Genomic DNA, 23110 nt, shown 5'->3' with positions numbered 1-23110 from the left:
TGCCGGAGGGCGGGAAGGCGGCACGCAGCTGCCCTCCTCTTTCCGCTTAACGGGAGGTTTGACGGATGATCATGTCAGCGCGCTGCTTGAACGCTGGGCGCAGTGCCGTGCCCAAGCCGGGCCGGGTCGGTGCCAGGGCAAAACCCGATTCGATCTGCGGCAGCTCATCGACCAGGTCGCCATACCAGGTCGACAGCGACGCCCGCACGACTTCCTGCAGCACCGCCGTGGGCGCATGGATGGCCAGCTGCAGCCCGGCGAACAGCGCAACCGGACCGGTGCAGTCGTGCGGTGCCAGCGGCTTGTTGAAGGCCTGCGCCAGCGCGGCGACCTTGCGCCCCTCGGTGAACCCGCCACACCAGACCAGGTCGAGCATGAGGTAGTCGAGGCTGTCGGCCTTGAGCAGCTCGCGGTAGGCCGCGCTGCCGCCCAGGGTCTCGCTGGCGCAGATCGGCACACGGGTGCGCCGGCGCAGGTCGGCCAGCGCTTGGGCGTCATCCATCTTGCACAGCGGGTCCTCGACCCAGTAGATGTCGAACGGCTCCAGCGCCTGGCAGATGCGCAGCGCCGCGCTGGTGTCCCAGAGGCTGTGCAGCTCGCACATGATTTCGATCTTGTTGCCGACCGCGTCGCGGATCTTGCGGAAGGTCTCCACGCCCTGCTCGACCTCGGCCAGGCTGATCGTGTTGGCCCCAGGCTGACGCGCGAATTGGTCGAACGGCCAGATCTTCATCGCCGTGTAGCCCTCTTCGACCAGGCTGATCGCCAGGGCCGCCGGGTCGCGGGCAAACGCCAACTGATCGTCATACGGGCCCTGGCGGCTGTCGGCCTCGGAGATCTCCCGGCGCGCGCCTTGCTGGGTGTTGAATTCGTAGCCGGCGCAGGTGTTGTACACGCGCACCCGGTCACGGCTGGCGCCGCCCAGTGCCTCGTGGATCGGCACGCCATGGCGCTGCCCTTTGAGGTCCCACAGGGCGATGTCGATCGCACTGGCGGCACGGATCTCGGCGCTGGCACTGTGAAAGCCCACGTAGGGCGTCGACAGCTCCAGGGCAATGGCTTCGATCTGGCGTGAATCCCTGCCGATCAGGCCAGGCGCGATCAGTTCATGGATAGCGGCCTCGACGGTGGCGGCGCCGCGAAAGGTTTCACCCAGACCGATCAAGCCCTCGTCGGTCTCGATTTCTACCCAGATCAGCTTGGGGCGTTGGGGCAGGCGGAAGGTTCTGACGCAGGTGATTTTTGACATTTTTGTAATCCAAGGCAGCTGAAGCAAAAATGGTATCGTTACCATTGATAGGCAAAACCCTACCCCAGAAAAGCACGCCCGACAAGCGTGCTGGTTCCGCCAAGGCCTATTTCGTGTCGATCAGTCGTCGGTAGGAGTCGCCGTTGCCACGCGCGCCGTGCTGTCGCGCTCGATCAGCTCGAAGCCGACGTCCTGCACGCCCTGCTGCCCTTGCTGCGGCCCCTTGAGGCGGGCCAGGAGCATCTGCGCGGCGGTATCGCCGATCAGGCTGCCGTCGACCTTTACCGTGGATAACGACGGGAAGGTATGGGCGGCGAAATTCATGTCGCCAAAGCCCATCACCGCCAGCTGCTCGGGCACCCGAATGCCGCGGGCCGCTGCCTCGGTGAGCACGCCGTGGGCGATGGTGTCGGAGGTACAGACCACCGCCAGCGGTTGCGCCGCGCCCACCTGCACACCCTCGAGCAAGGCACTGAGGCCTTCGCGCCCTTGCGCAAGCGACGGCACCCCGGGATAGATCAGCCGCGGTACCGGGCCCACGCCCTGCTCTGCCAAGGCGGCAAGAAAGCTGTCGGCCCGGCGCAGGCCACGCGGGTCATCGACCGCCAGCAGGCCGAACTGCCGGTAGCCCAGCTCGAGCAGGCGCCGCGCCACCGCCCTGCCCGCCTGCTCGTGAGAAAAGCCGACGAGCATGTCGATCGGCTCGGCACTCAGGTCCCAGGTCTCGACCACGGGTACTCCGCACACTCGCAGCCGATTGCGGCACGCCGGCGTGTGCAGGGTGCCAGTGAGGATGATGCCATCGGGGCGGCGGCTGAGGATCACCTCGAGCAACTCCTGCTCCTGCTCGCGCTGATGCCCGGAAACCCCCAGCAGCACCTGGTAGCCGGACTGGCTCAGGCGCGTGCTGATGGCCTGGAAGGTGTCGGAGAACAACGGGTTGGTGACCATCGGCAGCACCACCGCGACCAGCCGGGTGCGGTTGGAGCGCAAGGCACCGGCCAGGCGGTTGTGCACATAGCCGGTCTGCTCGATGGCCCGCTGCACCCGCAGGCGGGTCGCGGCCTTGACCGCCTCGGGGTTGTTCAGATAACGCGAGACGGTCATCGGCGCCACGGCGGCCAGACGGGCAACGTCGCTCAATGTAACGGCACCGGACGGTTTACCAGGCGTGCCGGTCGGAGTGTCGGCCATGGGGGTATCGATATCCATGCGGGCGAATGAAAGAACCCCGATGCTATCAGGCTGATCAGCCCAAGGGCGAGGCTGGCTGAAATGCGCAACGATCGGGCGGTTGCGTGAAAAGCCTTGAGAGCGCTCTCATTTTCCTGATAGGTTGCTCCACGGCGGCCAGCTGCATGCCCCCCCGGATGCCTGGCGCCGCACAACAATAAAGACTGGAGGTCATCATGCATCATCCCCGCACACGCAGCCGCACTGCCCTGCTCGCACTGCTCAGCGCCGCCGCGCTCGGCGTTTTCGGCACTGCCCAGGCAGAGCCGGTGCACTACCTGAACATTCAGACGATCAACCCCGAAGCCCGCGAAGGCTTCATCAAGGCCATGCGCAACAACGCCACGCAAAGCCGCAGCGAGGCCGCCAACCGGGTCTTCGATGTTGCCGACATTGGCGGCAACGACCCGACCCTGGTGCTCTTCGAAAGCTGGCGCGATGCCGACGGTTATCAGCAGCACGAAGCCTCGGCCCACGTCGCGCCGGTCCTCGCCCTGGTGCCCTCGGCGTTCGCCAAGCCGGAGCGCAAATACGTGCTGCGCGACCTGCAAGCCCTGCCGGCCCCGGCCCGAACCGAAATCGAGGCCCCCACTGCGAGCAAGAACGTGGTCGCCCGTTTTTCGGTCAAGCCTGAGCAGCGCGATGCGTTTCTGAGCCAGGCCCGCTCGGCCATCGAGCAGGCTCGGCAACAGCCGGGCAACCGGGTGTTCAACGTCTACGGCGTGCGCGATGACGACAACGCCTTCGTCATCTACGAGCGCTGGCAAGACGCCGCTGCCTATCAGCAGTTCCACGCCCAATTGGCCGGCAGAGCGTTTGACCGGGTACTTGGCCAACTGCAGGCAGGTGCTCCGGAAGTGCTGGTACTGCAGGATCGGATCCTCGACTAGCCAATCATTGACATTAGAATGGTAACGATACCATCATTAATGAGAGCGCTCTCTGATCGAGGCGCCACATCACCGCAATAACGATGACAATCAGGAGATGTAGCCACATGCAACACAAGACATGGATCAAGACCTTCGCGCTCGCCGCCCTACTGCCCTCTCTGAGCTTCGCCGCAAGCCCCGAGCTCAAGACCGAAGTCGAGATCGACACGATCGCCAACGCGGTCACCGCGACGAGCGATGGCACGCTGTTCATCGGCCTGCCCCGCTGGCACGCGACCTTGAAGACCCCGTCGTTGATGCGCGTGCAGGGGCCGACCCAGTACACCCCGTTCCCCGGGGGCAGCTGGAACGGCTGGGCACCGGGCGGCGATGCCGCGAATGCCTTTGTGCAGGTCAACTCGGTGCACGTGTTCGATGACGACACGGTGTGGCTGGTCGACCAGGGCGCGCCGGACAACATCAAAACCCTGCCCGGCGCGGCCAAGGTCGTCCAGCTCGACAGCAAGACCGGCAAAATCCTGCGCGTGCTGCGCTTCGACGAGAGCATCCTGCCGCCCGGCGCCGTAATGAACGACCTGCGGGTATTCGACAACCGCGTCTACATCACCGATGCCGGTGTTGGCGCACTGATCATCCATGACCTGAAGACCGGCAAGACCCTGCGCCGCCTGCACAACCAGCCGCTGCTGCGCCAGCCGCTCGACCGTCCGATCCTGGCCACCGCTGGCCGGCCTTATGAAGACGAGAACGGCAAGCGCCCAGCGGTCCATGCAGACATGCTCGAGGTCACCCCGGACGGTGAGTGGGTGCTGTTCTCGACCCCAAGCAGCCCGATGTACAAGATCCGCCGGCAACTGCTCGACGACCCGAGCGTGAGCGACGCCGAGCTTGCCAAGCACATCGTCCTGGCCTTCGACAAAGGCACGATCAACGGCACCTGCATCGACTCGCTGGGCAACGTCTACCTGGGCCTGGTCGAAAGCCGCAGCATCGAAGTGGTCGCACCGGATGGCCGGCGCGCCACCCTGATCCAGGACGATCGCCTGATCGGCCCGGATGCGCTGTTCATCGACGCCAACCGCCGCCTGTTGATCCCTGCGACCCAGGGCGAGCTGATGGCCAACTTCAATAAAGGCAAGAACGGCACCTCGGGCAAGTTCCATGTCTACTCGCTGCCCCTGCCAGACTCGGTTGACGGCATCAAGATCGGCAAGTCGATGTCGTTCAGGACGCTGAGCACCGCTGCCAGCCACTGACCGCCGCCGCGAAGGTTGTACTGCACGGCGGGCAAGACGTATATTCTTGCCCGCCTATGAACAAACCATTCACTACCCTCGACGATGTCGCCCTCGCAGCGGGCATGTCTCGCGCGCAAACCTCGCGTGCCCTGCGGGGTGACCCGGGCGTTCGCGCAGAAACCCGTGAGCGCATCGCCAAGATCGCCGCAGAGCTGGGCTACCGGCCAAATCTGGCTGCGCGCAGCCTCATGTCGGCGCATTCTTCCATGGTCGGGTTGCTGATTGGCGACCCGAACAACCCCTTTCATATCGAATTGGCCCAGGCCATCGACCACGCCTTGGTGAAAGCCGGCTTCGAGCCCATAACCACCCTCAGGGCGAGTGACGACGACTGCGCGACCAGCGCGGTCGAGCGGCTGTTGCGCCTGCGTGCGGCCGGGGTGATCCTGATTGCCAACTCGCTGTCGGCCAAGGCCATCAACAGCATCGCCGACAGCCTGCCGTGCGTGTACCTCGGCAGCCTGCAGATCAAGCACCCTCGGGTGACGGTGATCACCGTCGACGACCACGGCGGCATCCGCAAGGCCATGGAGCACCTGCTCGCCCTCGGCCACCGGCGCATCGCCCACCTGGGCGGCGGTACCGAGGCCTCGGCGCGCGAACGCACCAAGGCCTATTGCGACGTCATGACCGAGGCCGGCCTGACGCCGTTCTACCTGCGCGGCACCCACGATGCAGCGTCGGGGCGCAGGGGCGTCGACACGCTGTTCGCGGACCCTGAGCCGCCTACGGCGATCCTGGCCTCCAACGACTACCTCGCGCTGGGCATCCTCGACCGCTTGAGAGGGATGGGGCTGTCGGTTCCGCACGATGTTTCGGTGGTCGGTTTCGACGACATCCCCAGCGCCTCCAACTCGGTGTTCGCCCTCTCGACTGTGCGCCAGGACCCGCAGGCTCAAGCACAGACGGCCGTCGCTGCGCTGCAGGACATCATCGCCGGCACCCCGAAGCGGATCAAACGCCACGTGATGCCGGTCGAACTGATCTTGCGCACCTCGTCCGCCGCGCCAAAGAAAACCTGAGTGCTTCAGCTGACGGCAGATCATTGACGAGACAAAATGTCGCGCCTATGATCTGCCGGTGTCGGCCCATGCGGCCGTTTTTTTCATTGCAAATGAGAGCGCTCTCCAACAATCGCCCTGAATGGGCATTTTTTCACCGCACGAATGAGAGCGCTCTCTCAAAATAATCACCCCGCATCATCACGGGGCAGGACCTGGGCCAGGCAGCGCCGCGTACGCGGCGGCTGTTACCAGAGGGAGTTGAAATGGACCGCCGAAGCGTCATCAAAGCCGGCATGGTGCTGATTGCCACCAGCGTCGCAGCCTCGATCTACCGACCTGCAGGTGCCGCCCTGCGGGTCCTGTCGGGCGGTAACCGCTGGCACGCGAAAGAAACCCTGCCACCGACCCCGGTCGACCCTGCTGTGCGGATGTTTCTCAGCGACAAGGAATACGCCCAGGTCACGGCCATCTTCGACCGGCTGATCCCGGCAGACGCGCTCAGTGTCAGTGCCTCGCAAGCCGGCTGCGTAGTGTTTCTCGACCACCAACTGGCCGGGCCGTACGGGCAAGGCAGCAACCGCTACCTGAAAGGCCCTGAACAGGCCGGTACGCCTAGCCAGGGCGACCAGTCGCTGCGCAACCCGGCGCAGGTCTACCGCATCGGCCTCGCCGAGCTCGAAGGCCACTGCCAGCAGGCCTTCGGCAGCAGCTTCGAAGCGCTCGGCGCCGAGCAACAGGATGCCCTGCTGGCGCAGCTGGAAAGCGGCTCGGTGCAGTTGGGCCGCCTGCCCAGCGAGGTGCTGTTCAAGCAGTGCCTGGCCAACGTCCACGAAGGGTTCTTCGCCGACCCTGTCTACGGCGGCAACCAGGGCATGGTCGGCTGGAAGATGATCGGCTTCCCGGGGGCCCGCTACGACTACCGCGACTTCCTGGCGCAGAAAGGCCACAAGCTGGAGATCATTCCAGTCAGCCTCATCGGGCGGATCTGAAGCCCTTCATAACGTATGACGCCGCAAAGGCGCTTGCCTGATCTGGATGTGACTGATGACTTACAAACGACCGAAGGCCGACGCCGTGATCGTCGGATTGGGCTGGGCGGGTTCGCTCATGGCCGAAGAACTGACCCGCGCTGGGCTCGATGTAGTGGTGATCGAACGGGGCCCCTACGAGGTGACCCACCGCAACTTCCCGCCCAGCGTTGCCGCCGATGAGCTGCGCTACGGTGCCCGCCGTGAGGCCCTGCGCCCGCCGAGCGTGCAAACCCTGACCTTCCGCAACCACCGCTCGCAGACCGCCCTGCCCGGCCGCGACCTGAGCAACTGGGTGGTGGGCTACAGCGTCGGCGGCGCCGGCAAGCACTGGTCGGCCAACGCCTGGCGGTTTACCCCGGCGGACTTCACCATGGCCACCCGGGTCAAGGAGCGTTACCCCCACATGCAACTGCCCGAAGGGCTGATCGTGCAGGACTGGGGGGTGACCTACGACGAACTCGAGCCGCACTACGATCGCTGGGAGAAGATCGCCGGTATTTCCGGCAAGGCCGGCGTCCTCAACGGCGCCCTGCAGCCCGGCGGCAACCCTTTCGAAGGCTCGCGCAGCGCCGAGTACCCGACGCCGCCGCTGGAGCGCTCACGCTGGAACGACCTGTTCCATGCCACCACTGAAAAGATGGGCCTGCACCCCTTCCCGATCCCCGCCGGCACCCTGGGCGCAGCCTACACCAACCCGCTCGGGATCAACCTGGCGCCCTGCACGTACTGCGGCTTCTGTGGTTTCTACGGCTGCGGCAACTGGTCGAAATCCTCGCCCAATGCCTGCGTGATCCCGGCGCTGATGACCCGCAAGAACTTCACCCTGCTGACCGAGTGCACGGTGCTCAAGGCCGAGAAGGCCGCCGATGGCAAGACCGTCACCGGGGTGACCTTCATCGACTCCGACCGCAACATCGGCTTCCAACCGGCCGACATCGTCATCTTCGCCGCCTTCCAGTTCGACAATGTGCGCCTGATGCTGCTGTCGCAGATCGGCACGCCCTACGACCCGGCCACCCGCACCGGCACCATTGGCCGGGCGTACAACTTCCAGACCATGTCGTATGGCTTCCTGTACTTCGAGAACGAGTACATGAACCCGTTCATCTCCACCGGCGCGCTGGCCACCCAGGTAGACGACTACAACGGCGACAACTTCGACCACAGCGACCTGGGCTTCATCGGCGGCGCGGGCATCCTCGCGCTGTCTGACCAGGCGACCCCGATGGGCATGACCGACCGCGTGCCGGCAGGCACCAAGCTGTGGGGGTCGGAGTGGAAAAAGGCCTTCCAGCACAGCTACCAGAACTACGCCAAGATCCAGGGCCAGGGCACCTCCTACGCACATGCCGAGAGTTACCTCTCGCTGGACCCGAACTACACCGATGACAACGGCCAACCGCTGTTGCGCATGACCTTCGAGTTCAACGAGAACGATCGGCGCATGGCGCGCTTCGTGCGCGACCGGATCGCCGACATCTGCCGCCAGTCCGGGGCCAAGACCTGGGAGGCGATGGCCTTCCCCGATCAGCCGTTCTCGCCGACCCGCGCTTACGACAGCGGCCACACCATCGGCGGCACGGCCATGGGCCTGGACCCGGCCACCTCGGCGCTCAACCGCTACCAGCAGAGCTGGGACGCGCACAACCTGTTCGTCATCGGCGCCTCGTCGTTCCCCAACAACGCCGGCTACAACCCGACCGGCACGCTCAGCGCCCTGACCCTCTGGACCGCCAAGGCGATCATCAACGACTACCTGCGCCAACCTGGCCTGCTGACCCGCTGAGGAGATGACCGTGACCCAGTTCAGAACCCTCGCGGCCGTCGCCCTTGGCTGCGGCCTGATCGGCTTTGCCGGTTTCGCGGCGTGGGCCAAGCACGGCGAAAGCCAGCGCTTTGCCGCGATCCCACCGGCGTTGCTCGGCGAGTCCGTTGCGCAGATCGAGCGCGGCCGCTATGTCGCCGCCATGGCCGATTGCGCCGCGTGCCATACGGTCCCCGGCAAGCCCGAATACGCCGGTGGCTACAGTTTGCAGACGCCGTTTGGCAGCATCCAGGCCTCGAACATTACCCAGGACCCGGAGACCGGCATCGGCAGTTGGTCCCTCGAGCAGTTCGACAAGGCGGTACGCCACGGCATCGGCCGCCACGGCTACCTGTACCCGGCGATGCCCTACCCGGCCTACGCGAAGATGAGCGATGCCGATATCACCGACCTGTGGGCGTATATCAAGACGGTCGAGCCGGTCCACCAGACGGTCGTCGAAAACCAGTTACCGTTCCCCTACAACCAGCGCTTCCTGCTGGCCGGGTGGAACCTGCTGTTCTTCAAGGACCAGCCGTTCACGCCGCAAGCCGGCGTCAGTGCGCAGGTCAACCGCGGCGATTACCTGGTCAATGGCCCCGGCCACTGCGCTGCCTGCCACACCGGCAAGAACCTGCTCGGCGGCGACCTGGCCGGCGCCCTGCACGGTGGCACGCTGCAGGGCTGGCACGCGCCAGACCTGACGCCCAACCCGCATGTCGGCCTGGGCAAGTGGGCCAGCGACGACCTGGTGCGCTACCTGAAGACCGGCAGCAACCACCAGGCGGCGGCCTCCGGGCCGATGCTGGAAGCCGTGGAAAACTCCACCCAGCACCTGACCGACGCCGACCTGTATGCCATCGCCGCGTACCTGCAGCAGCTGCCGGCAAGCGCCGAACAGCCGGGCCCGGCGATTGCCGCCGACGACCCACAGATGGTCACCGGCAAGCGCGTGGTCGAAAGCCAATGCGAGGCCTGCCACCGCAGGGATGGCCACGGGGTGCGCAACATGATCCCGGCATTGCGCGACAACGCCCAGGTCAACGCCCGCGATGCCGCGAGCCTGATCAACATCGTCCTGCGCGGCGCCGAAGGCCCGGTCACCGCAGGCAACCCCACCGGCGCCGGCATGCCGCGCTTCGACTGGAAGATGGCCGATGAAGATATCGCCGCCGCCTTGACCTACATCCGCAACAGCTGGGGCAACAGCGCAGCCCGGGTCAGCGCCGCAGACGTCAGCCGGGCACGCACCGCGCTGGGCGCCGAGGCCTGGCTGATGCGTTAACCCCCGCCATTAGCCGCAAGCACCGCGACACCGACGGCCAGCGCGTGAGGCATTGCCTCGCGCGCTGCGCCCGCGCCCGCATCGATAACGCAGCACCCACCCGCAACTGACTGCACATAACACCAACAAGGGCAGTCACCCACACTGGACAAGAAACCGATCATGGTCAAAAGGATCTTCACCGCTACTGCCTTCCCGCGCACTGCCGGCTTCATGCTGACCGCGCTTGCCGCTTCACTGTGCAGCGCTGCGGCCAACGCCGACCAGGCGTTTGCCATCGACTCGCGCTGGATGACCGGCGACTGGGGTGGCTTGCGCACCGAGCTGCTCGAACAGGGCATCAACATCAAACTGGGCTATGTCGGCGAGTCGGCCTCTGGCCTGCGCGGTGGCTATGATCGCCACAACCATGCCACGCGCTACTCCGACCAGTTCAACGTCGGCGTTGAAGCGGACCTGGAAAAAGCCCTCGGCTGGCAAGACGCCGTGTTCAGCATTTCCTTCACCAACCGCAATGGCAAAGAGCTCGACGAGGTCATCAGCGACCCCCGCGCCAAGAGCTTTGGCGCCACCCAGGAAATCAACGGGCGTGGCAGTGTCACCCGCCTCGGCGGCCTGTGGTTGAGCAAAGGCTGGCTGGACGACCGGATCAACCTCAAGGCCGGTCGCTTCGCGGTGAGCGACGAGTTTGCCGTTGAAGACTGCGTGTTCCAGAACCTGGCGTTCTGCGGCTCGCAGCCGGGCAACTATGTCGACAGCATCCACAACGGCCCGATCAGCCAGTGGGCGGCGCGCCTGCGCTACCGGATCACCCCCGAGGTGTATGCCCAGGTCGGCGCGTACAACGTCAACCCGTCCAACCTCGACAACGACAACGGCCTCAAGCTGCACGTGCAAGGCACCACCGGCACCCTGGTACCGGTCGAGCTGGTGTGGACCCCGCGGGTCAATCAGCTGCCCGGTGAATACCGCATCGGCTACTACCACAGCAGCGCCGAAGCCGCCGATGTGTACAAGGATGCCCATGGCCAACCGGCTGCCCTCAGCGGCGACGACTACCGCATCAACGGCAGCCGCCACGGTTCGTGGATCGTCGCCAAGCAGCAGCTGACCAGCGTCAACGGCGACAGCAGCCGCGGCCTCTCGGTAGTGGCCAGCGCAACCTTCATGGACCGCGCCAGCACCCCGGTCGACAGCTACCAGAAAGCCGCGCTGCTCTACAAAGGCCTGTTCGATGCCCGCCCCGCCGACACCGTTGGCTTCGGCATGGCCCGCGTGCATGGCAGCTCGCGCTTCCTGCGTAACGCCAAGACCGCCAACGACCTCAGCGGCGCCACCTTCAACGATGCCGGCTACGTGCCGGAACAACACACCCTGTACGTGGCCGAGCTGAACTACCGGGCGCAACTGACCGGCTGGCTGAGCGTGATGCCCAACCTGCAGTTCCTCAAGAACCCTGACGGCCAACGCGAAGTCGCCAACACCTGGGTGGCCGGCGTTCAAGTACAGAGTCAATTCTAAAAAAGCACCCCGCAGTGCCTTGCACAGGACCCGTGAATGAACCGAAGAGAAGCCCTTTTTTCCCTGGGCACCATCGCAGCCTCGCTGGCTGTAGCACCCGGCCTCGGCGCCGTAGAGCTCAAAGGGGTGCCACACGACACCCAGCTCAGTGACGACCACATGCCACAACCCGCCATACGCAGCGGTGGCTTTCTGGTCCTCAGCGAAGCCGAGCGCAGAACCCTCGGCGCGCTGTATGACCGACTGTTGCCCGCCGACGAGTACGGCCCATCGGCCACCGAGGCAGGGTGCCTGGAGTTCATCGACAGCCAGCTGGCCGGGCATTACGGGGCCGGCAAGGCGCTGTACCTGGAAGGGCCGATCCGCCCTGAAAGCGAATTGCAACTGATGGGCACCGCGCAGTTCCTCGCCTCGCCGCTGGAGCGTTATCGCTCAGGCCTGGCGGCGCTGGAGGCGTATGCCCAGCGCGTAGACGGGCAACACCTGGCCGACCTGCCAGCCGAACGGATCGACGCCCTGCTGGGCGAAATGGAAGCCGGCCGCCTCGACCTGGGCCAGGCCATCAACAGCAAAGGCCTGTTCGAACTGCTGCTGCAGAACGTTCGCGAAGGCTACCTCGCCGACCCGATGTATGGCGGCAACCGCAACATGGCGGGCTGGAAAATGATCGGCTTCCCCGGTGCGCGCTATGACTACCGCCCCTACATCGACCGTCGCGGGGAAAACCTGCGACTGATCCCTGTAAGCCTGATTCCGGCCGACTGAGCTGTAAGGAGTACCCCATGAGTAATGTACGAAAACGCGCCGACGTGGTCATTTGCGGCCTGGGCTGGGCCGGTTCGGTAATGGCCGAAGAACTCACCCGCGCCGGGCTCGAAGTGGTCGCCATCGAACGCGGCGCCTGGCGCGACACCTCGACCGACTTCCCCCCCGCGGTGGACCCGGACGAACTGCGCTGGACCACCCGCCGCGAGCTGCTGCAGCCGATGAGCGTGGAAACCACCACCTTCCGCAATCGCCTGGACCAACAGGCCGCCCCGGTGCGTAACTGGTCGGCGTTCCAGTATGGCTGGAACGTCGGCGGCGCCGGTGCGCACTGGGCCGGCATGTCGTGGCGCTTCTCGCCGTGGGACTTCGAGGTCGCCACGCAGACCCGCGAGCGCTATGGCGCGGCAAAGATGAAAGGCCTGCAGCTGCAGGACTGGGGCGTGACCTACGACGAAATGGCCCCCTACTACGACCGCTTCGAGCGCATCGCCGGGACCTCGGGGATTGCCGGCAACATCAATGGCCAGATCCACCCGGGCGGCAACCCGTTCGAGGGGCCGCGCTCGCGTGAATACCCGACCCCACCACTGAAAGACACGCACTGGATGCGCACCTTCCGCGACGCCTCCACGCGCCTCGGCCACCATCCGTTCACCATTCCGGCCGGCAACATCTCACAAGCCTTCGTCAACCCGCTGGGCGTAACCATGGGCCCGTGCACCTACTGCGGCTTCTGCGATTTCCACGGCTGCGGCAACTTCTCCAAGTCGTCACCACAAGCCTGCATCCTGCCCGCGCTGATGCGCCGTCCGAACTTCACCCTGCTCAGCGAAACCGAAGTGCTGCACGCGGTGAAGCACGACGACGGCAAGACCGTCAAAGGCGTGAAGTTCATCACCAAGGAAGGCGTCGAAGGCTTCCAGCCGGCCGATGTCGTGTGCATCACCGCCTACCAGATGGACAACGTGCGCCTGATGCTGCTGTCGCGGGTCGGCGAGCAGTACGACCCGCGCACCGGTCGCGGCACGGTCGGGCGCAACTACAACTACCAGACCTGCTCCACCGTCACCGGCTTCTTCGATGACAGCTACATGAACCCGTTCATCGGCGGCGGCGCGCTGGCCGTGCAGATCGACGACTTCAACGGCGACAACTTCGACCACTCCAACCTGGACTTCATCGGTGGCGCCGGGATCATGGGCTACTCCACCAATGGCCGGCCGATCCAGAACGCCAACACCGTGCGCCCTGGCACCAAGCGCTGGGGCAGCGAGTGGAAAAAGGCCTATGCGCGCGACTACCAGCAGTCCGGCGGGATCTTCTGCCAAGGCACCTCGATGCCGGTGCGCGAGGCCTACCTGGACCTCGACCCGACCTACAAGGACCGCCACGGCCAGCCGCTGCTGCGCCTGACCTTCGACTGGAACCGCAACGACACCAACATGCTCGACTATGTCACCGAGCGTGCCGTGCGCATCATGAAAGAGGCCGGCGGGCGCGACATCATCGTCGACAACCAGGGCGAGCAGAGCTGGAACCCGTACATGCAGCACAGCTCGCACACCATTGGCGGCGCGGTGATGGGCGCTGACCCGACCACCTCGGCGATCAACCCGTACCTGCAGAGCTGGGATGCGCACAACCTGTTCGTGGTCGGTGCGTCGGCGTTCCCCAACAACGGTGGCTACAACCCGACCGTGACGGTCGGCGCGCTGGCCATTCGGGCGGCCCGGGCGATCCACGAGACCTATTTCAACAATCCAGGCGCACTGGTCAAGGGTTGAACGAGCAATGAAAAACTGGAAAAAAATCGCCACCGGGACCGCGCTGGTGGCTGGCCTGGCGGCCGTTGGCGCAGCCTGGATGGCCGTGAAGACCTTCGACACCTCGCGCTCCGCAGTGGCCGATGACACGGTGCCCCTGGCGCAGTTTCGCAGCACCGACCAGGCGGCCATCGTGCGGGGCGAATACGTGATGCGCCTGGGCGACTGCGCGGCCTGCCACAAGGCCGACTTTGCCGGTGGCTACAAGATCGACACACCGTTCGGCTCGTTGCTCACCTCGAACATCACCCCCGATACCCAGACCGGGATCGGCGCGATGACCGAGCGCGACTTCTTCAATGCCGTGCGCCAGGGCATCGGTTCGCATGGCCTGCTGTACCCGGCCATGCCCTACACCGCCTACACCAAGTTCAACGACCGCGACATGCATGACCTGTGGGCCTACCTGTCGACCATCGCACCGGTGAACAAGCCCATCGACGAGAATGCCGGCATGCACTTCCCGTACAACGTGCGCCTGGCCATGGCCGGCTGGGACATGCTGTTCTTCGACAACACCCCGTTCATCGCCGACGTCACCCAGGGCAAGGACTGGAACCGCGGCAAGTACCTCACCGACGGCCCGGCGCACTGCGGCACCTGCCATACACCACGCAACCTGCTCGGTGGCGAGCGCAGCAGTGCCTACCTGCAGGGCGGGCGACTCGGCGCCTGGTATGCGCCCGACATCACCCCCAACCCGCTGACCGGCATTGGCCACTGGTCGGTCGACACCCTCACCACTTACCTCAAGACCGGCTCGGATGACGTCGCCGTCGCTGCGGGCCCGATGGCCGAGGCTGTCGAGCACTCGTTCCAGTACTACCAGGTGGACGACCTCGATGCGATCGGCAGTTACCTCAAGTCGCTGCCCGCCTCGGCTGCACAGCCTGGCCAGCCGATGACCCCGAACGCGCAGCGCATGAAGGCAGCGGCGCTGACGTATGAAGTCAACTGCTCGGCCTGTCATGGGCTCGAGGGCGAAGGCATCCAGGGCATGGTCACTGCGTTTGCGGGCAACCGGAGGATGCTCACGGATGACCCGACCAACCTGCTGCACGCCATGCTGATGGGGGCGCGCGCGCCGCATACCGAAGCACGGCAAACCGCAGCGGGGATGCCATCGTTTGCCTGGAAGATGAACGATCAGCAGGTCGCTGAGATTCTCAACTACGTGCGCAACAGCTGGGGCAACGCAGCAGTGGAAGTGAAACCCGAGCAGGTGGCTGCACTGCGCGGGGAGTTGGGAGCACACCAGAAGCTCGCGGTTCCGGAGCCTGTCTCGGTCAAATAGACCTTCTGGCAAGACCAGCGGAGCGCCCTTGCGGCGCCCCGCTGGTCTTGCCCGCTGCTGGCCTCTTCAGGGTTGGCGCACGCCTTGTGCGTTCACGGCCAGCGGGGTCAGCAGGCGCGGCATCAGGCCGCGCTGGAGCAACCAGCCATCCAGCGAGAATTTACCTGCGCCGCTGATCATCACGCCGATGAACACCACCATCAGCAGCATCACGTACTCCCAGCCGCCACCGCCGGCCATGGCCCACGCATAACCGCGGGTCCACTCGCCACCAAAGCCGACGGTCGCCACCAGGAAGTAGATCAGGCTGACGAAGGCACCGAGCCTGGCGAACAGGCCCAGGCCGACACTGACAGCGCTGGCGAACTCGATCAGGCCGCCGAGGACCACGAACGCCGCTGCCGCTTCACCGAAACCGAGGTTCTGGAAACCGATTTCGAGTTTGTTGAACCACCCCGTCCCGGCGAAGATCTTCTCCGCCGAATGGCACAGCTCGTTAAGGCCGAAACACAGGCGAACCAGCGTCGCCTGCCACAACAGGGTGCCGAGCCAGGCGCCTGGCTTGCCGCGATCGCGGCGCAGGTCGCTGACCACACAGTCGATGAACTGCACGAGCAACGGCAGCGCGGCAACGCTGGCGACCCAGACCATGACAGTTGCATCGTTCATGGCCGCAACCCGCCAGGCGAGCAGAAACGGCAGCAACGACAGCAGAAAACCCGGCGCGAATACCCGCGGGGTGATCAGCACGGCCGACAGCAGCGCGACCGCCATCCATCCCGCACCGGACCAGGCCGCGAAATCCGGCAGCGAATGGTCGACCCAACCGCAATAAACGGCCGCGACAAAGGTGGCCAAGAGGGCTGTCATGCTCAACCAGTGCGGCGTGCGCGAGGGTTTGAGGACGTGATAGTCGCTGGCAAATGCACCGTCGACGACTTCACGGTGAAGTACAGGGCTGTTCATGGGCAGGTGCTCGCTCAAGGTTGTGGGGCTGGGAGGGTTTTCTCGAAGGCGCGCGCCAGTTCAGTGGCAAAGCGCTGCTCTTGCGCGTCACCGGCGCCGCCGGCGATACCGATGGCGCCCACCCGCTGCCCCTGCTGGCGGATCACCACTCCGGCAACGGCCGGCAGGATGCCGGGGATGCTGCCCAGCTGAAGGTTGTCTTTGCGCGCCAGGTCGTAGAACACCACGGTGTCGACGTCGTTGATGGCCGCCGAGTTGGCTTTCTTGATGGCCGCATCGACGCAGCCAGGGGCCGCGCCATCCATGCGTTTGAAGGCCAGCAGGTAGCCGCTGGCATCGGTCACCGCGATGCACGGGTGTACGCCGTCGGCTGCGGCCCTGCTGACAGCGCTGTCGAGCAGCGCAGTGGCGCCACCCAGTGACAGGTTGGCGCTTGAATGCAGCGCGCCGGCGGGGTCGGCGGCCACGCATACGGGGGCGATGGTCATTGCCAGCAACGCAGGCAGTAGCCGGCGTAGGAAGGCGGTGGGTAGCGGGTGGCAGGTGGGTAGCGGGGCAACTGTCGTCATTATTCTTGTCCTAAGTCCATTCAGACGAAATGGTATCGTTACCATTTCGACGAAAAAACTAGCCCATCATGCAGATCAGGACAAGGGGAATATGAATATAAAACTGAAAATACGAAGCTGGTAGCGTTATCACTAGCGCTCGCAAAGGCGCCCACTGGGGCGCCAAGCGATTATCTTGAGGCCCCCGTCGCGCTAGGCAGAGTGCGCACGCCCGCCCAACGCACACTCGATCAGCCGCTCTACCCCACCTAGCAGAAAGCTGCGCGTCGCCTCGTCGACCAGTTGGCCATCACGGATCTTGCCGCCCACGCCGCCAATCACGATCTGCGGATACGCCACCAGCACGGCCTGGATCGCCCAGAGCGTTTCGTTGAGCTGCTGGTGCGCGCGCACGCCGCCGGTGAACGCCGGCGACGCGGTAAAAGTCAGCACCGCGCGCCCGCTCAGCACCGACTGGCCGTGCGGTCGGGACAGCCAGTCGAGGGCGTTCTTCAACACCCCGGACATGCCGTGGTTATACTCCGGCGAACCGATCAACAGGCCGTCGGCACGGGCCACGGCCTCGCGCAACGCCAGCACCGCAAGCGGCGTATTGGCGCCATCACAGTCCTCGTTGTACGGCGGAATGGCCTCAAGCCCATGGACGTCCAGACGCGCCGTCTCGGGCAGGCTCTCGGCCACCGAGCACAACACCGCGGTGTGTGCCGACTGCTTGCGCAGGCTGCCGGACAAGCCCAGTAGTCGAACCGTTCTGCTCATCGTCGTGCCTCCTCGGCTGGCCCGTTTCAACGCGCCAGGCCGTGCATGAACACCACGGCCTTGGCCACCTGCTGCGAGGTGTTGCGCCACGCGTGGCGGGTTGCGTTCTGGATCACCACGTCACCCGCGCTCACCCGCCGCCGCTGACCGTCATCCAGCTCCAGCCACAATTCACCTTCGGTGATGACCACGTAGTCCACGGTAGGCGTGCGGTGCATGGCCGGGTCTTGTGCTTCGAAACACTCGATCAGCCCCGGCATCGCCGCGACCATCTCGCCCAGCGCGCGGGGCGGGTCCAACGGCGCCGCCATGACACTGTCCGGCGGCAGGCTGATCATCAGCATCGACACCCCGCCCGGCAGCGGGATCAGCGAGGCGTGCTCCAGGGTAGGGTCCTCGGCGCTGCCCTGCGGCGGCTGTGCATCGCTGCACCAGAGCTGGGCAATGGCGTAGCCCGGCATGTCGATAAAGTCCTTGGCCCGCGGTGCCGGGGCATCGCTGACGAACAGCGAACGGCCCTGGGCATCGTGACCGGTGACGACTCTGCGGATGTGCATCGTGCTTCCTCCAGGCAAGCGGGGGCCGCATGGCCCCCGCGGCGGTTCAGGGCCGAATGACGAAGTTGCCAAAGCCGCCATTGCGGCTCTCGATACCGCTGATGGCCTGGTTAACGTCCTCCAGGGCGAACACGCTGTGCTCGAAGAACGACAGGTCGAGCACACCCGACTCGACCATGTCGGCCATGGCCTGGCCTTGACCGGTGGTGAACCAGGCAGAACCGCTGATATGGATGTCGTTGTCCATGATCCAGTGCAGGTCGATCGGCACTTCGCCGGCGATGGCGCCGATGTTCACCAGGTGCCCGCCACGGCGCACCGACTTCAAGGCCTGGACCAGGCTCTCGTGCGGTGCACCCGGCCCCAGCGCATCGATGGCGACATCGACCCCTTCGCCCTGGGTCACCTCGGCCACCCACTGCTGGGTCGGCACGCTGCCCAGGGTATGGATTTCGATGCGCCCCGGTGCAGCCAGGTCCTTGACTCGCTGGAACAGCGCCTGGTTGCGGGCGGTGCCGAGGATCTTGCGCGCACCCATCGCCAGGGCCAGGGCCACTGCACCCAGGCCTAGCGTGCCGCTGATGCCGTTGATCAGCACGGTCGAGCCCGGGCCGACGTTGGCCCGCAGCAAGGCCTTGTAGGCGGTGCCCAGATAACCCAGCCGTGCGGCGGTTTCGAAGCTGAGGTTGTCGGGCAGTTTCACCAGGCTGTACTGCGGCGCCGGGATGTACTCGCACAGGCCGCCATACGGGTAGTCTTCGAACATCCGCGGGCTCTTCGGGGTGAAGCCGAAATAGCCGTTGAAGGTGTACGCCGAGCAGGCAATCGTATTGCCGGCTCGGCACGCACGGCAGGAGCCGCAGTGGCGGCCCGGGTTGACGTAGACCCGGTCACCGACCTTGAAGTCATACACCTGGGCACCGACCGCCTCGACCACGCCGGTGGGGTCGAGGCCAAAGATCGCCGGCAGTTTCGGCAGCGGGTTATGCGGGAACCAGTTCACCCAGTTAGTGAGAATGTTGTGCAGGTTGGGCACGATGCCGCAGGCCTTGATCTTCACCAGCACTTCGGTGGGGCGAATCTGCGGCACCGGCAGCTGCTCGATGACCATTGGTTTACCGCCTTCGTAGAGGCGCGCGGCACGCATGGTTTTTGCAGTCATGATGTTCTCCAACACATATTGTTTTTGTCGTGTTCTGGATCCGTGGAGCACCCGCTGACAGTTGACTGTCAGCGTAAACCGTCTTCGCCCTTGACCTCGGCAGCCGCCAGGCCTCCGATGCGCGCATGGATGCGCCCGCCCGTGGCCATGGCCAGGCCAAAGGCGATCTCGTTACGCCGCGGGCCGTCCCACACGGTCATCTCGGCCACCCCGAAATGGCTGCGCACATAGGCGGCCTGGGTATGCCCCAGCGGGATCATGATCCGCGAGCCAAGCCCAGCGACGCTCTTGGCCGCCGGCACGATCGCCTTGGGGTTGCCCAGCGCTTCACGCATGGCCCAGCCACCGGCCTCATGCCACAAGGCGCCGTGTTCGAGCTCGCCGTCTTCGCCGACGATCGCGCCCTTGCCGTAGGCCTGCACCCGCCCTGCCCCGCCCAGCGCGCTGATCAGCCGCTGGGACAGCTCGCTGCCGAGGGCGCGCAGCTCATTCATGAACGGCAACAGGTCGTCGACGTGCTGGCCTGCATAGGGGTTGTCTACCACGGCGACGGCCACGGCCACCAGCAGTGGTTGAGCGACGGCGGCGCCGCCCTCGTGGTGCACTTCTTCTATATCCAGTTTGATCTTGCGGATCTTGACCAACGGCATGCTCGATCTCCGACAGAGGTCCGCCTGTAAGAAGTTGCTTGGCGGGCTTCCATAATATGCATTTTGTATTGTATGGTGCAAGAAGTTAGGTTTTATGCACAAAACAAGGAGAGGCAACCGATGAAACTGATCTCGTACAAGCACAACCAGCAGGCGCACTTCGGTGCCGTGCTGGGCGAGCACGTGGTAGAGCTGACGGCGCAGTTCCGAGGCATTCATGACCTGGCCACGTTGCTGGCCGATGAGCAGCTGCTCGACCAGGCCCGCGCCCACGTCGCCAGCGCCACGCCAGACTACCCGCTGGCCAGCGTGGAGCTGGAGCCGGTGATCCCGGCGCCGGGCAAGATCATCTGCGTGGGCATCAACTATGTCGCCCACGCCGAAGAAGCCGGACGCAAGGTCGGCGAGCACCCGGTGATCTTCCAGCGCTTCGCCGAAACCCTGCTCGCGCATGGCCAGCCGCTGCTGCGCCCCCGGGTGTCCGAGGAGTTCGACTTCGAGGCCGAACTGGCGGTGGTGATCGGCAAGGGTGGCGCGCACATCGCCCCCGAAGACGCCATGGACCACGTCGCCGGCTACACCTGCTTCAACGACGCCAGCGTACGCGACTGGCAGTTCCACACCCACCAGTACGGCATGGGCAAGACCTTCCGCAGCACCGGCGCGCTGGGCCCGTGGCTGGTGACCGCGGATGAAATCAGCGACTATCGTCAGCTCCAGGTTCACGGCATTCTCAACGGTGAACAGATGCAGGAAGGCTCGCTCGCCGAGCTGGCGTTCGACATCCCCACGTTGATCGCCTATGTGTCCAAGGCGCTGACCTGGAACCCCGGCGATGTGCTCGCCACAGGCACCCCAAGCGGCATCGGCTTCAAACGCAACCCACCGATTTTCCTGCGCCCGGGCGATGTGTTCGAGGTGGTCATTTCGCAGATCGGTACCCTGTCCAATCCGGTGGCAGACGAAGCCTGAAGCACCTTCGCGCCGACAATTACAAGAATCGAGGGCACCCCGCATGAGCACCTTACCGCGCATCAACTTCACCCACACCGGCACCTTCTGCGCCGACCTGGACACCATGGTCGAATTCTACTGCAGCAAGCTGGGCTTCATCGTCAGTGACAAAGGGGTCGCCTCCACCGGCCACCGCCTGTTCTTCATGACCCAGAACCCCGAGGTGCACCACCAGCTGGTGCTGTTCGACGGCAAACCGGTGGACCTGCCGTTCAACCCGATCAACCAGTTGTCGTTCCTGCTCGACTCGCTGGAAGACCTGCAACGCTACTACCAGTTCGCCAAGGCCAATGGCATCGGCCCGATCGACCAGGTCGACCACGGCAACGCCTGGTCGATGTACTTCAAGGACCCGGAAGGCAACCCGATCGAAATGTATGTCGATGCGCCCTACTACACCAACCAGCCGTGCCGCGAGCCGCTGGACCTGGAGCAGAGCAGCGAGCAGATCAAGGCCCAGACCCTTGCCATGTGTCAGCGCCGCCCGGGCTTCCAGACCCGCGAGCAATGGATGGAGACGATCGCCCAGCGCATCGTCGAGCAGCGCGTGCGCGCCTAGCCCAGCGATTGCGGCCTGCCCTGGCAGGCCGTCGACGCCCGCAGCGAGGCCTGACGTGCACAACAACAAGAAGGACAACACAATGGTTTACGATCTGATCATCGTCGGCATGGGCCCGGTGGGCGCGACGGCGGCCAACCTGGCTGGCCTGTGGGGGCTCAATGCGCTGGCCCTGGACAAGGCCGAGGACATCTATGAAAACCCTCGGGCGATGGGCCTGGACCACGAGGTCATGCGCAGCTTCGACAATATTGGCCTGGCCGATGCGATTGCCAGCCATGTCATGCCCTATCGCGCATCGCTCTACCTGGGTGGCAACGCCCGCCTGATCAAGCGCATCGAAACGGCCAAACCACCCTACCTGCTGGGCTGGTCGCCCAACTACGTATTCTCCCAACCGCCGGTGGAGCGTGCCCTGCGCAAGCGCATCGACGACTTTGCCACGGTCAAGGTCGAGCTGGGCTGCGAGGTGCTCGGCATCGAGCAGGCGCACGGGCTGAGCAAGGTCCAGGTGCGTGACCGGCACGGCGTCGAGCACACCCATAGCAGCCATTACGTGCTGGCCTGCGACGGCGGCACCAGCCCGATCCGCACCCGCCTGCAACTGCCGATGGACGACCTGGCCTTCAACGAGCCGTGGCTGGTGGTGGATGTGATGCTCAAGGACGGCGCCGGCGAGCAGTTGCCAAGCACCAATGTGCAGTACTGCGAGGTCGAGCGACCGTGCACCTTCGTGGTCGGCCCCGGCCGCCATCGCCGCTGGGAGTTCATGATCAACCCGGGCGAGTCGCCGGCCGAGATCGCCCGCCCCGAGTCGATCCAGCGCCTGATCTCGCGCTGGCTGCCGGCCGACAGCTACACCATCTGGCGCGCCTCGAGCTACCGCTTCCATGCGCTGATCCTGCAGCGCTGGCGGCACGAGCAGACGTTCTTCCTCGGCGACGCTGCGCACATGACGCCGCCGTTCCTGGCCCAGGGCATGTGCCAGGGCATCCGCGATGCGATGAACCTGATCTGGAAGATCGCCCTGGTGCGCCGGCAGCTCGCCCAACCGGCGCTGCTCGACAGCTACCAACGCGAGCGCGCGCCGCACGTGCGGCGTACCACCGAGGTGGCCAAGACCTTCGGCCAGACCATTTGCGAACGCGATGTGCAGCGCGCGGCTGAGCGCGACGCGCGCCTGGAGCAGCAACTGTTGGCACGCCCGGACGGCATCATGACCCGCCAGGCGCTGATCCCCGGCCTCGACAGCGGGTTCATCGACACCTCGCCAGGCGCCGGGGAACTGCTGCCGCAGCCGCGGGTGCGCAACCACAGCGGCGCCACCGAGCTGCTCGACCGCTTCACCGGGCAAAGCCTGCGCCTGGTGCTGGCGGCCGACCTGGTCGACCCGGACCTGCTCGAACACGTGCGCGGCGTCTGCGCCCAGCTGCCGCTGCGCATCGTCCAACTGGTGGAGGCGGCGCCGTCGGTCAGTGACTCGGCAGACGACTACCAGGAGCAGGACGGGGTCATGGCGGCCTGGATGCACCAATACGACTGCAAGGCCGTGCTGGCGCGCCCTGATCACTATGTGTATGGCACGGCGGTCAGCAGCGTGCAGACCCTGGCGCTGGTGCACCGCCTGCTGGCGGCGCTCGACAGCTGAAGCACACGACCCGCGTACGGCGA

21 protein-coding genes are annotated in these 23110 nt (G+C 65.3%); 13 read left to right on the top strand and 8 right to left on the bottom strand.

Annotated features, from left to right (window positions below; all coding sequences use genetic code 11):
- Positions 1-46 precede the first annotated feature (46 nt).
- Together CCOS865_RS13990 and CCOS865_RS13985 are read right to left on the bottom strand one after the other, a co-directional pair.
- Positions 47-1249, bottom strand: a complete 1203-nt coding sequence (locus tag CCOS865_RS13990; protein WP_119141761.1) for a mandelate racemase/muconate lactonizing enzyme family protein — start codon at positions 1247-1249, stop codon at positions 47-49.
- Positions 1250-1369: 120 nt separating this feature from the next.
- A complete protein-coding gene (locus tag CCOS865_RS13985; protein WP_119141759.1) occupies positions 1370-2443 on the bottom strand; it encodes a LacI family DNA-binding transcriptional regulator in 1074 nt (357 codons plus the stop codon).
- 215 nt (positions 2444-2658) lie between these two features.
- On the opposite strand from CCOS865_RS13985, the gene CCOS865_RS13980 reads away from it, so the two are divergent.
- The 10 genes from CCOS865_RS13980 to CCOS865_RS13935 all read left to right on the top strand — a co-directional run bounded on the left by CCOS865_RS13980 (position 2659) and on the right by CCOS865_RS13935 (position 15203).
- On the top strand, positions 2659-3372 hold the full coding sequence (locus CCOS865_RS13980; RefSeq protein WP_119141757.1) for a putative quinol monooxygenase: 714 nt from the start codon (positions 2659-2661) through the stop codon (positions 3370-3372).
- Positions 3373-3479: 107 nt separating this feature from the next.
- Positions 3480-4631, top strand: a complete 1152-nt coding sequence (locus CCOS865_RS13975; RefSeq protein ID WP_167469059.1) for an SMP-30/gluconolactonase/LRE family protein — start codon at positions 3480-3482, stop codon at positions 4629-4631.
- 56 nt (positions 4632-4687) lie between these two features.
- Positions 4688-5695: a LacI family DNA-binding transcriptional regulator gene (locus CCOS865_RS13970; protein ID WP_119141753.1), complete on the top strand. Its 1008-nt coding sequence runs from the start codon at positions 4688-4690 to the stop codon at positions 5693-5695.
- Positions 5696-5940: 245 nt separating this feature from the next.
- Positions 5941-6666 carry a gluconate 2-dehydrogenase subunit 3 family protein gene (locus CCOS865_RS13965; protein ID WP_119141751.1) on the top strand — a complete coding sequence of 242 codons (726 nt, stop codon included), beginning with the start codon at positions 5941-5943 and terminating at the stop codon, positions 6664-6666.
- A 55-nt stretch (positions 6667-6721) separates the two neighbouring features.
- The gene (locus CCOS865_RS13960; RefSeq protein ID WP_119141749.1) at positions 6722-8494 is read left to right on the top strand and encodes a GMC family oxidoreductase; all 1773 of its coding nucleotides are present in this window, start codon (positions 6722-6724) and stop codon (positions 8492-8494) included.
- Positions 8495-8504: 10 nt separating this feature from the next.
- Positions 8505-9797: a c-type cytochrome gene (locus tag CCOS865_RS13955; protein WP_244216110.1), complete on the top strand. Its 1293-nt coding sequence runs from the start codon at positions 8505-8507 to the stop codon at positions 9795-9797.
- Positions 9798-9959: 162 nt separating this feature from the next.
- The gene (locus CCOS865_RS13950) at positions 9960-11318 is read left to right on the top strand and encodes a carbohydrate porin (protein ID WP_244216109.1); all 1359 of its coding nucleotides are present in this window, start codon (positions 9960-9962) and stop codon (positions 11316-11318) included.
- A 36-nt stretch (positions 11319-11354) separates the two neighbouring features.
- Positions 11355-12083 (top strand): gluconate 2-dehydrogenase subunit 3 family protein, encoded by a 729-nt coding sequence (locus CCOS865_RS13945; RefSeq protein WP_119141746.1) that lies wholly within the window; start codon positions 11355-11357, stop codon positions 12081-12083.
- Between the two features lie 17 nt (positions 12084-12100).
- On the top strand, positions 12101-13870 hold the full coding sequence (locus CCOS865_RS13940) for a GMC family oxidoreductase (protein WP_119141744.1): 1770 nt from the start codon (positions 12101-12103) through the stop codon (positions 13868-13870).
- A 7-nt stretch (positions 13871-13877) separates the two neighbouring features.
- The gene (locus CCOS865_RS13935) at positions 13878-15203 is read left to right on the top strand and encodes a c-type cytochrome (protein ID WP_119141742.1); all 1326 of its coding nucleotides are present in this window, start codon (positions 13878-13880) and stop codon (positions 15201-15203) included.
- Positions 15204-15269: 66 nt separating this feature from the next.
- Here the strand turns inward: CCOS865_RS13935 and CCOS865_RS13930 are convergent, their stop codons facing one another.
- The 6 genes from CCOS865_RS13930 to CCOS865_RS13905 form a co-directional block, all read right to left on the bottom strand.
- A complete protein-coding gene (locus tag CCOS865_RS13930; protein WP_119141740.1) occupies positions 15270-16169 on the bottom strand; it encodes a DoxX family protein in 900 nt (299 codons plus the stop codon).
- Positions 16170-16183: 14 nt separating this feature from the next.
- On the bottom strand, positions 16184-16738 hold the full coding sequence (locus tag CCOS865_RS13925; RefSeq protein WP_244216108.1) for a GlcG/HbpS family heme-binding protein: 555 nt from the start codon (positions 16736-16738) through the stop codon (positions 16184-16186).
- A 192-nt stretch (positions 16739-16930) separates the two neighbouring features.
- Complete coding sequence (locus tag CCOS865_RS13920) at positions 16931-17497, bottom strand: NADPH-dependent FMN reductase (protein WP_119141736.1); 567 nt, start codon at positions 17495-17497, stop codon at positions 16931-16933.
- Positions 17498-17523: 26 nt separating this feature from the next.
- Positions 17524-18054 carry a cupin domain-containing protein gene (locus CCOS865_RS13915; protein WP_119141734.1) on the bottom strand — a complete coding sequence of 177 codons (531 nt, stop codon included), beginning with the start codon at positions 18052-18054 and terminating at the stop codon, positions 17524-17526.
- A 46-nt stretch (positions 18055-18100) separates the two neighbouring features.
- Complete coding sequence (locus CCOS865_RS13910) at positions 18101-19216, bottom strand: alcohol dehydrogenase catalytic domain-containing protein (protein WP_119141732.1); 1116 nt, start codon at positions 19214-19216, stop codon at positions 18101-18103.
- Between the two features lie 68 nt (positions 19217-19284).
- The gene (locus CCOS865_RS13905) at positions 19285-19866 is read right to left on the bottom strand and encodes an amino acid synthesis family protein (protein WP_119141730.1); all 582 of its coding nucleotides are present in this window, start codon (positions 19864-19866) and stop codon (positions 19285-19287) included.
- Between the two features lie 120 nt (positions 19867-19986).
- On the opposite strand from CCOS865_RS13905, the gene CCOS865_RS13900 reads away from it, so the two are divergent.
- From CCOS865_RS13900 to CCOS865_RS13890, 3 genes are all read left to right on the top strand, one after another.
- Positions 19987-20838, top strand: coding sequence for a fumarylacetoacetate hydrolase family protein (locus CCOS865_RS13900; protein ID WP_119141728.1), 852 nt, complete (start codon positions 19987-19989; stop codon positions 20836-20838).
- 43 nt (positions 20839-20881) lie between these two features.
- Positions 20882-21439, top strand: a complete 558-nt coding sequence (locus tag CCOS865_RS13895) for a VOC family protein (RefSeq protein WP_119141726.1) — start codon at positions 20882-20884, stop codon at positions 21437-21439.
- Between the two features lie 82 nt (positions 21440-21521).
- Positions 21522-23087, top strand: a complete 1566-nt coding sequence (locus tag CCOS865_RS13890; RefSeq protein WP_119141724.1) for a bifunctional 3-(3-hydroxy-phenyl)propionate/3-hydroxycinnamic acid hydroxylase — start codon at positions 21522-21524, stop codon at positions 23085-23087.
- Positions 23088-23110: the final 23 nt, after the last annotated feature.

Source organism: Pseudomonas reidholzensis (genome assembly GCF_900536025.1).
Lineage (GTDB): Bacteria > Pseudomonadota > Gammaproteobacteria > Pseudomonadales > Pseudomonadaceae > Aquipseudomonas > Aquipseudomonas reidholzensis.
Note: the sequence above shows the minus strand (reverse complement) of the source record. Positions and strands in the feature narration are given on the sequence as shown.

Bases quoted from the DNA above. Each gene is read 5' to 3' on its own strand.
- CCOS865_RS13990 (WP_119141761.1), bottom strand. From the start codon at position 1,249: ATGTCAAAAATCACCTGCGTCAGAACCTTCCGCCTGCCCCAACGCCCC.
- CCOS865_RS13985 (WP_119141759.1), bottom strand. From the start codon at position 2,443: ATGGCCGACACTCCGACCGGCACGCCTGGTAAACCGTCCGGTGCCGTT.
- CCOS865_RS13980 (WP_119141757.1), top strand. From the start codon at position 2,659: ATGCATCATCCCCGCACACGCAGCCGCACTGCCCTGCTCGCACTGCTC.
- CCOS865_RS13975 (WP_167469059.1), top strand. From the start codon at position 3,480: ATGCAACACAAGACATGGATCAAGACCTTCGCGCTCGCCGCCCTACTG.
- CCOS865_RS13970 (WP_119141753.1), top strand. From the start codon at position 4,688: ATGAACAAACCATTCACTACCCTCGACGATGTCGCCCTCGCAGCGGGC.
- CCOS865_RS13965 (WP_119141751.1), top strand. From the start codon at position 5,941: ATGGACCGCCGAAGCGTCATCAAAGCCGGCATGGTGCTGATTGCCACC.
- CCOS865_RS13960 (WP_119141749.1), top strand. From the start codon at position 6,722: ATGACTTACAAACGACCGAAGGCCGACGCCGTGATCGTCGGATTGGGC.
- CCOS865_RS13950 (WP_244216109.1), top strand. From the start codon at position 9,960: ATGGTCAAAAGGATCTTCACCGCTACTGCCTTCCCGCGCACTGCCGGC.
- CCOS865_RS13945 (WP_119141746.1), top strand. From the start codon at position 11,355: ATGAACCGAAGAGAAGCCCTTTTTTCCCTGGGCACCATCGCAGCCTCG.
- CCOS865_RS13940 (WP_119141744.1), top strand. From the start codon at position 12,101: ATGAGTAATGTACGAAAACGCGCCGACGTGGTCATTTGCGGCCTGGGC.
- CCOS865_RS13935 (WP_119141742.1), top strand. From the start codon at position 13,878: ATGAAAAACTGGAAAAAAATCGCCACCGGGACCGCGCTGGTGGCTGGC.
- CCOS865_RS13930 (WP_119141740.1), bottom strand. From the start codon at position 16,169: ATGAACAGCCCTGTACTTCACCGTGAAGTCGTCGACGGTGCATTTGCC.
- CCOS865_RS13925 (WP_244216108.1), bottom strand. From the start codon at position 16,738: ATGACGACAGTTGCCCCGCTACCCACCTGCCACCCGCTACCCACCGCC.
- CCOS865_RS13920 (WP_119141736.1), bottom strand. From the start codon at position 17,497: ATGAGCAGAACGGTTCGACTACTGGGCTTGTCCGGCAGCCTGCGCAAG.
- CCOS865_RS13915 (WP_119141734.1), bottom strand. From the start codon at position 18,054: ATGCACATCCGCAGAGTCGTCACCGGTCACGATGCCCAGGGCCGTTCG.
- CCOS865_RS13910 (WP_119141732.1), bottom strand. From the start codon at position 19,216: ATGACTGCAAAAACCATGCGTGCCGCGCGCCTCTACGAAGGCGGTAAA.
- CCOS865_RS13905 (WP_119141730.1), bottom strand. From the start codon at position 19,866: ATGCCGTTGGTCAAGATCCGCAAGATCAAACTGGATATAGAAGAAGTG.
- CCOS865_RS13900 (WP_119141728.1), top strand. From the start codon at position 19,987: ATGAAACTGATCTCGTACAAGCACAACCAGCAGGCGCACTTCGGTGCC.
- CCOS865_RS13895 (WP_119141726.1), top strand. From the start codon at position 20,882: ATGAGCACCTTACCGCGCATCAACTTCACCCACACCGGCACCTTCTGC.
- CCOS865_RS13890 (WP_119141724.1), top strand. From the start codon at position 21,522: ATGGTTTACGATCTGATCATCGTCGGCATGGGCCCGGTGGGCGCGACG.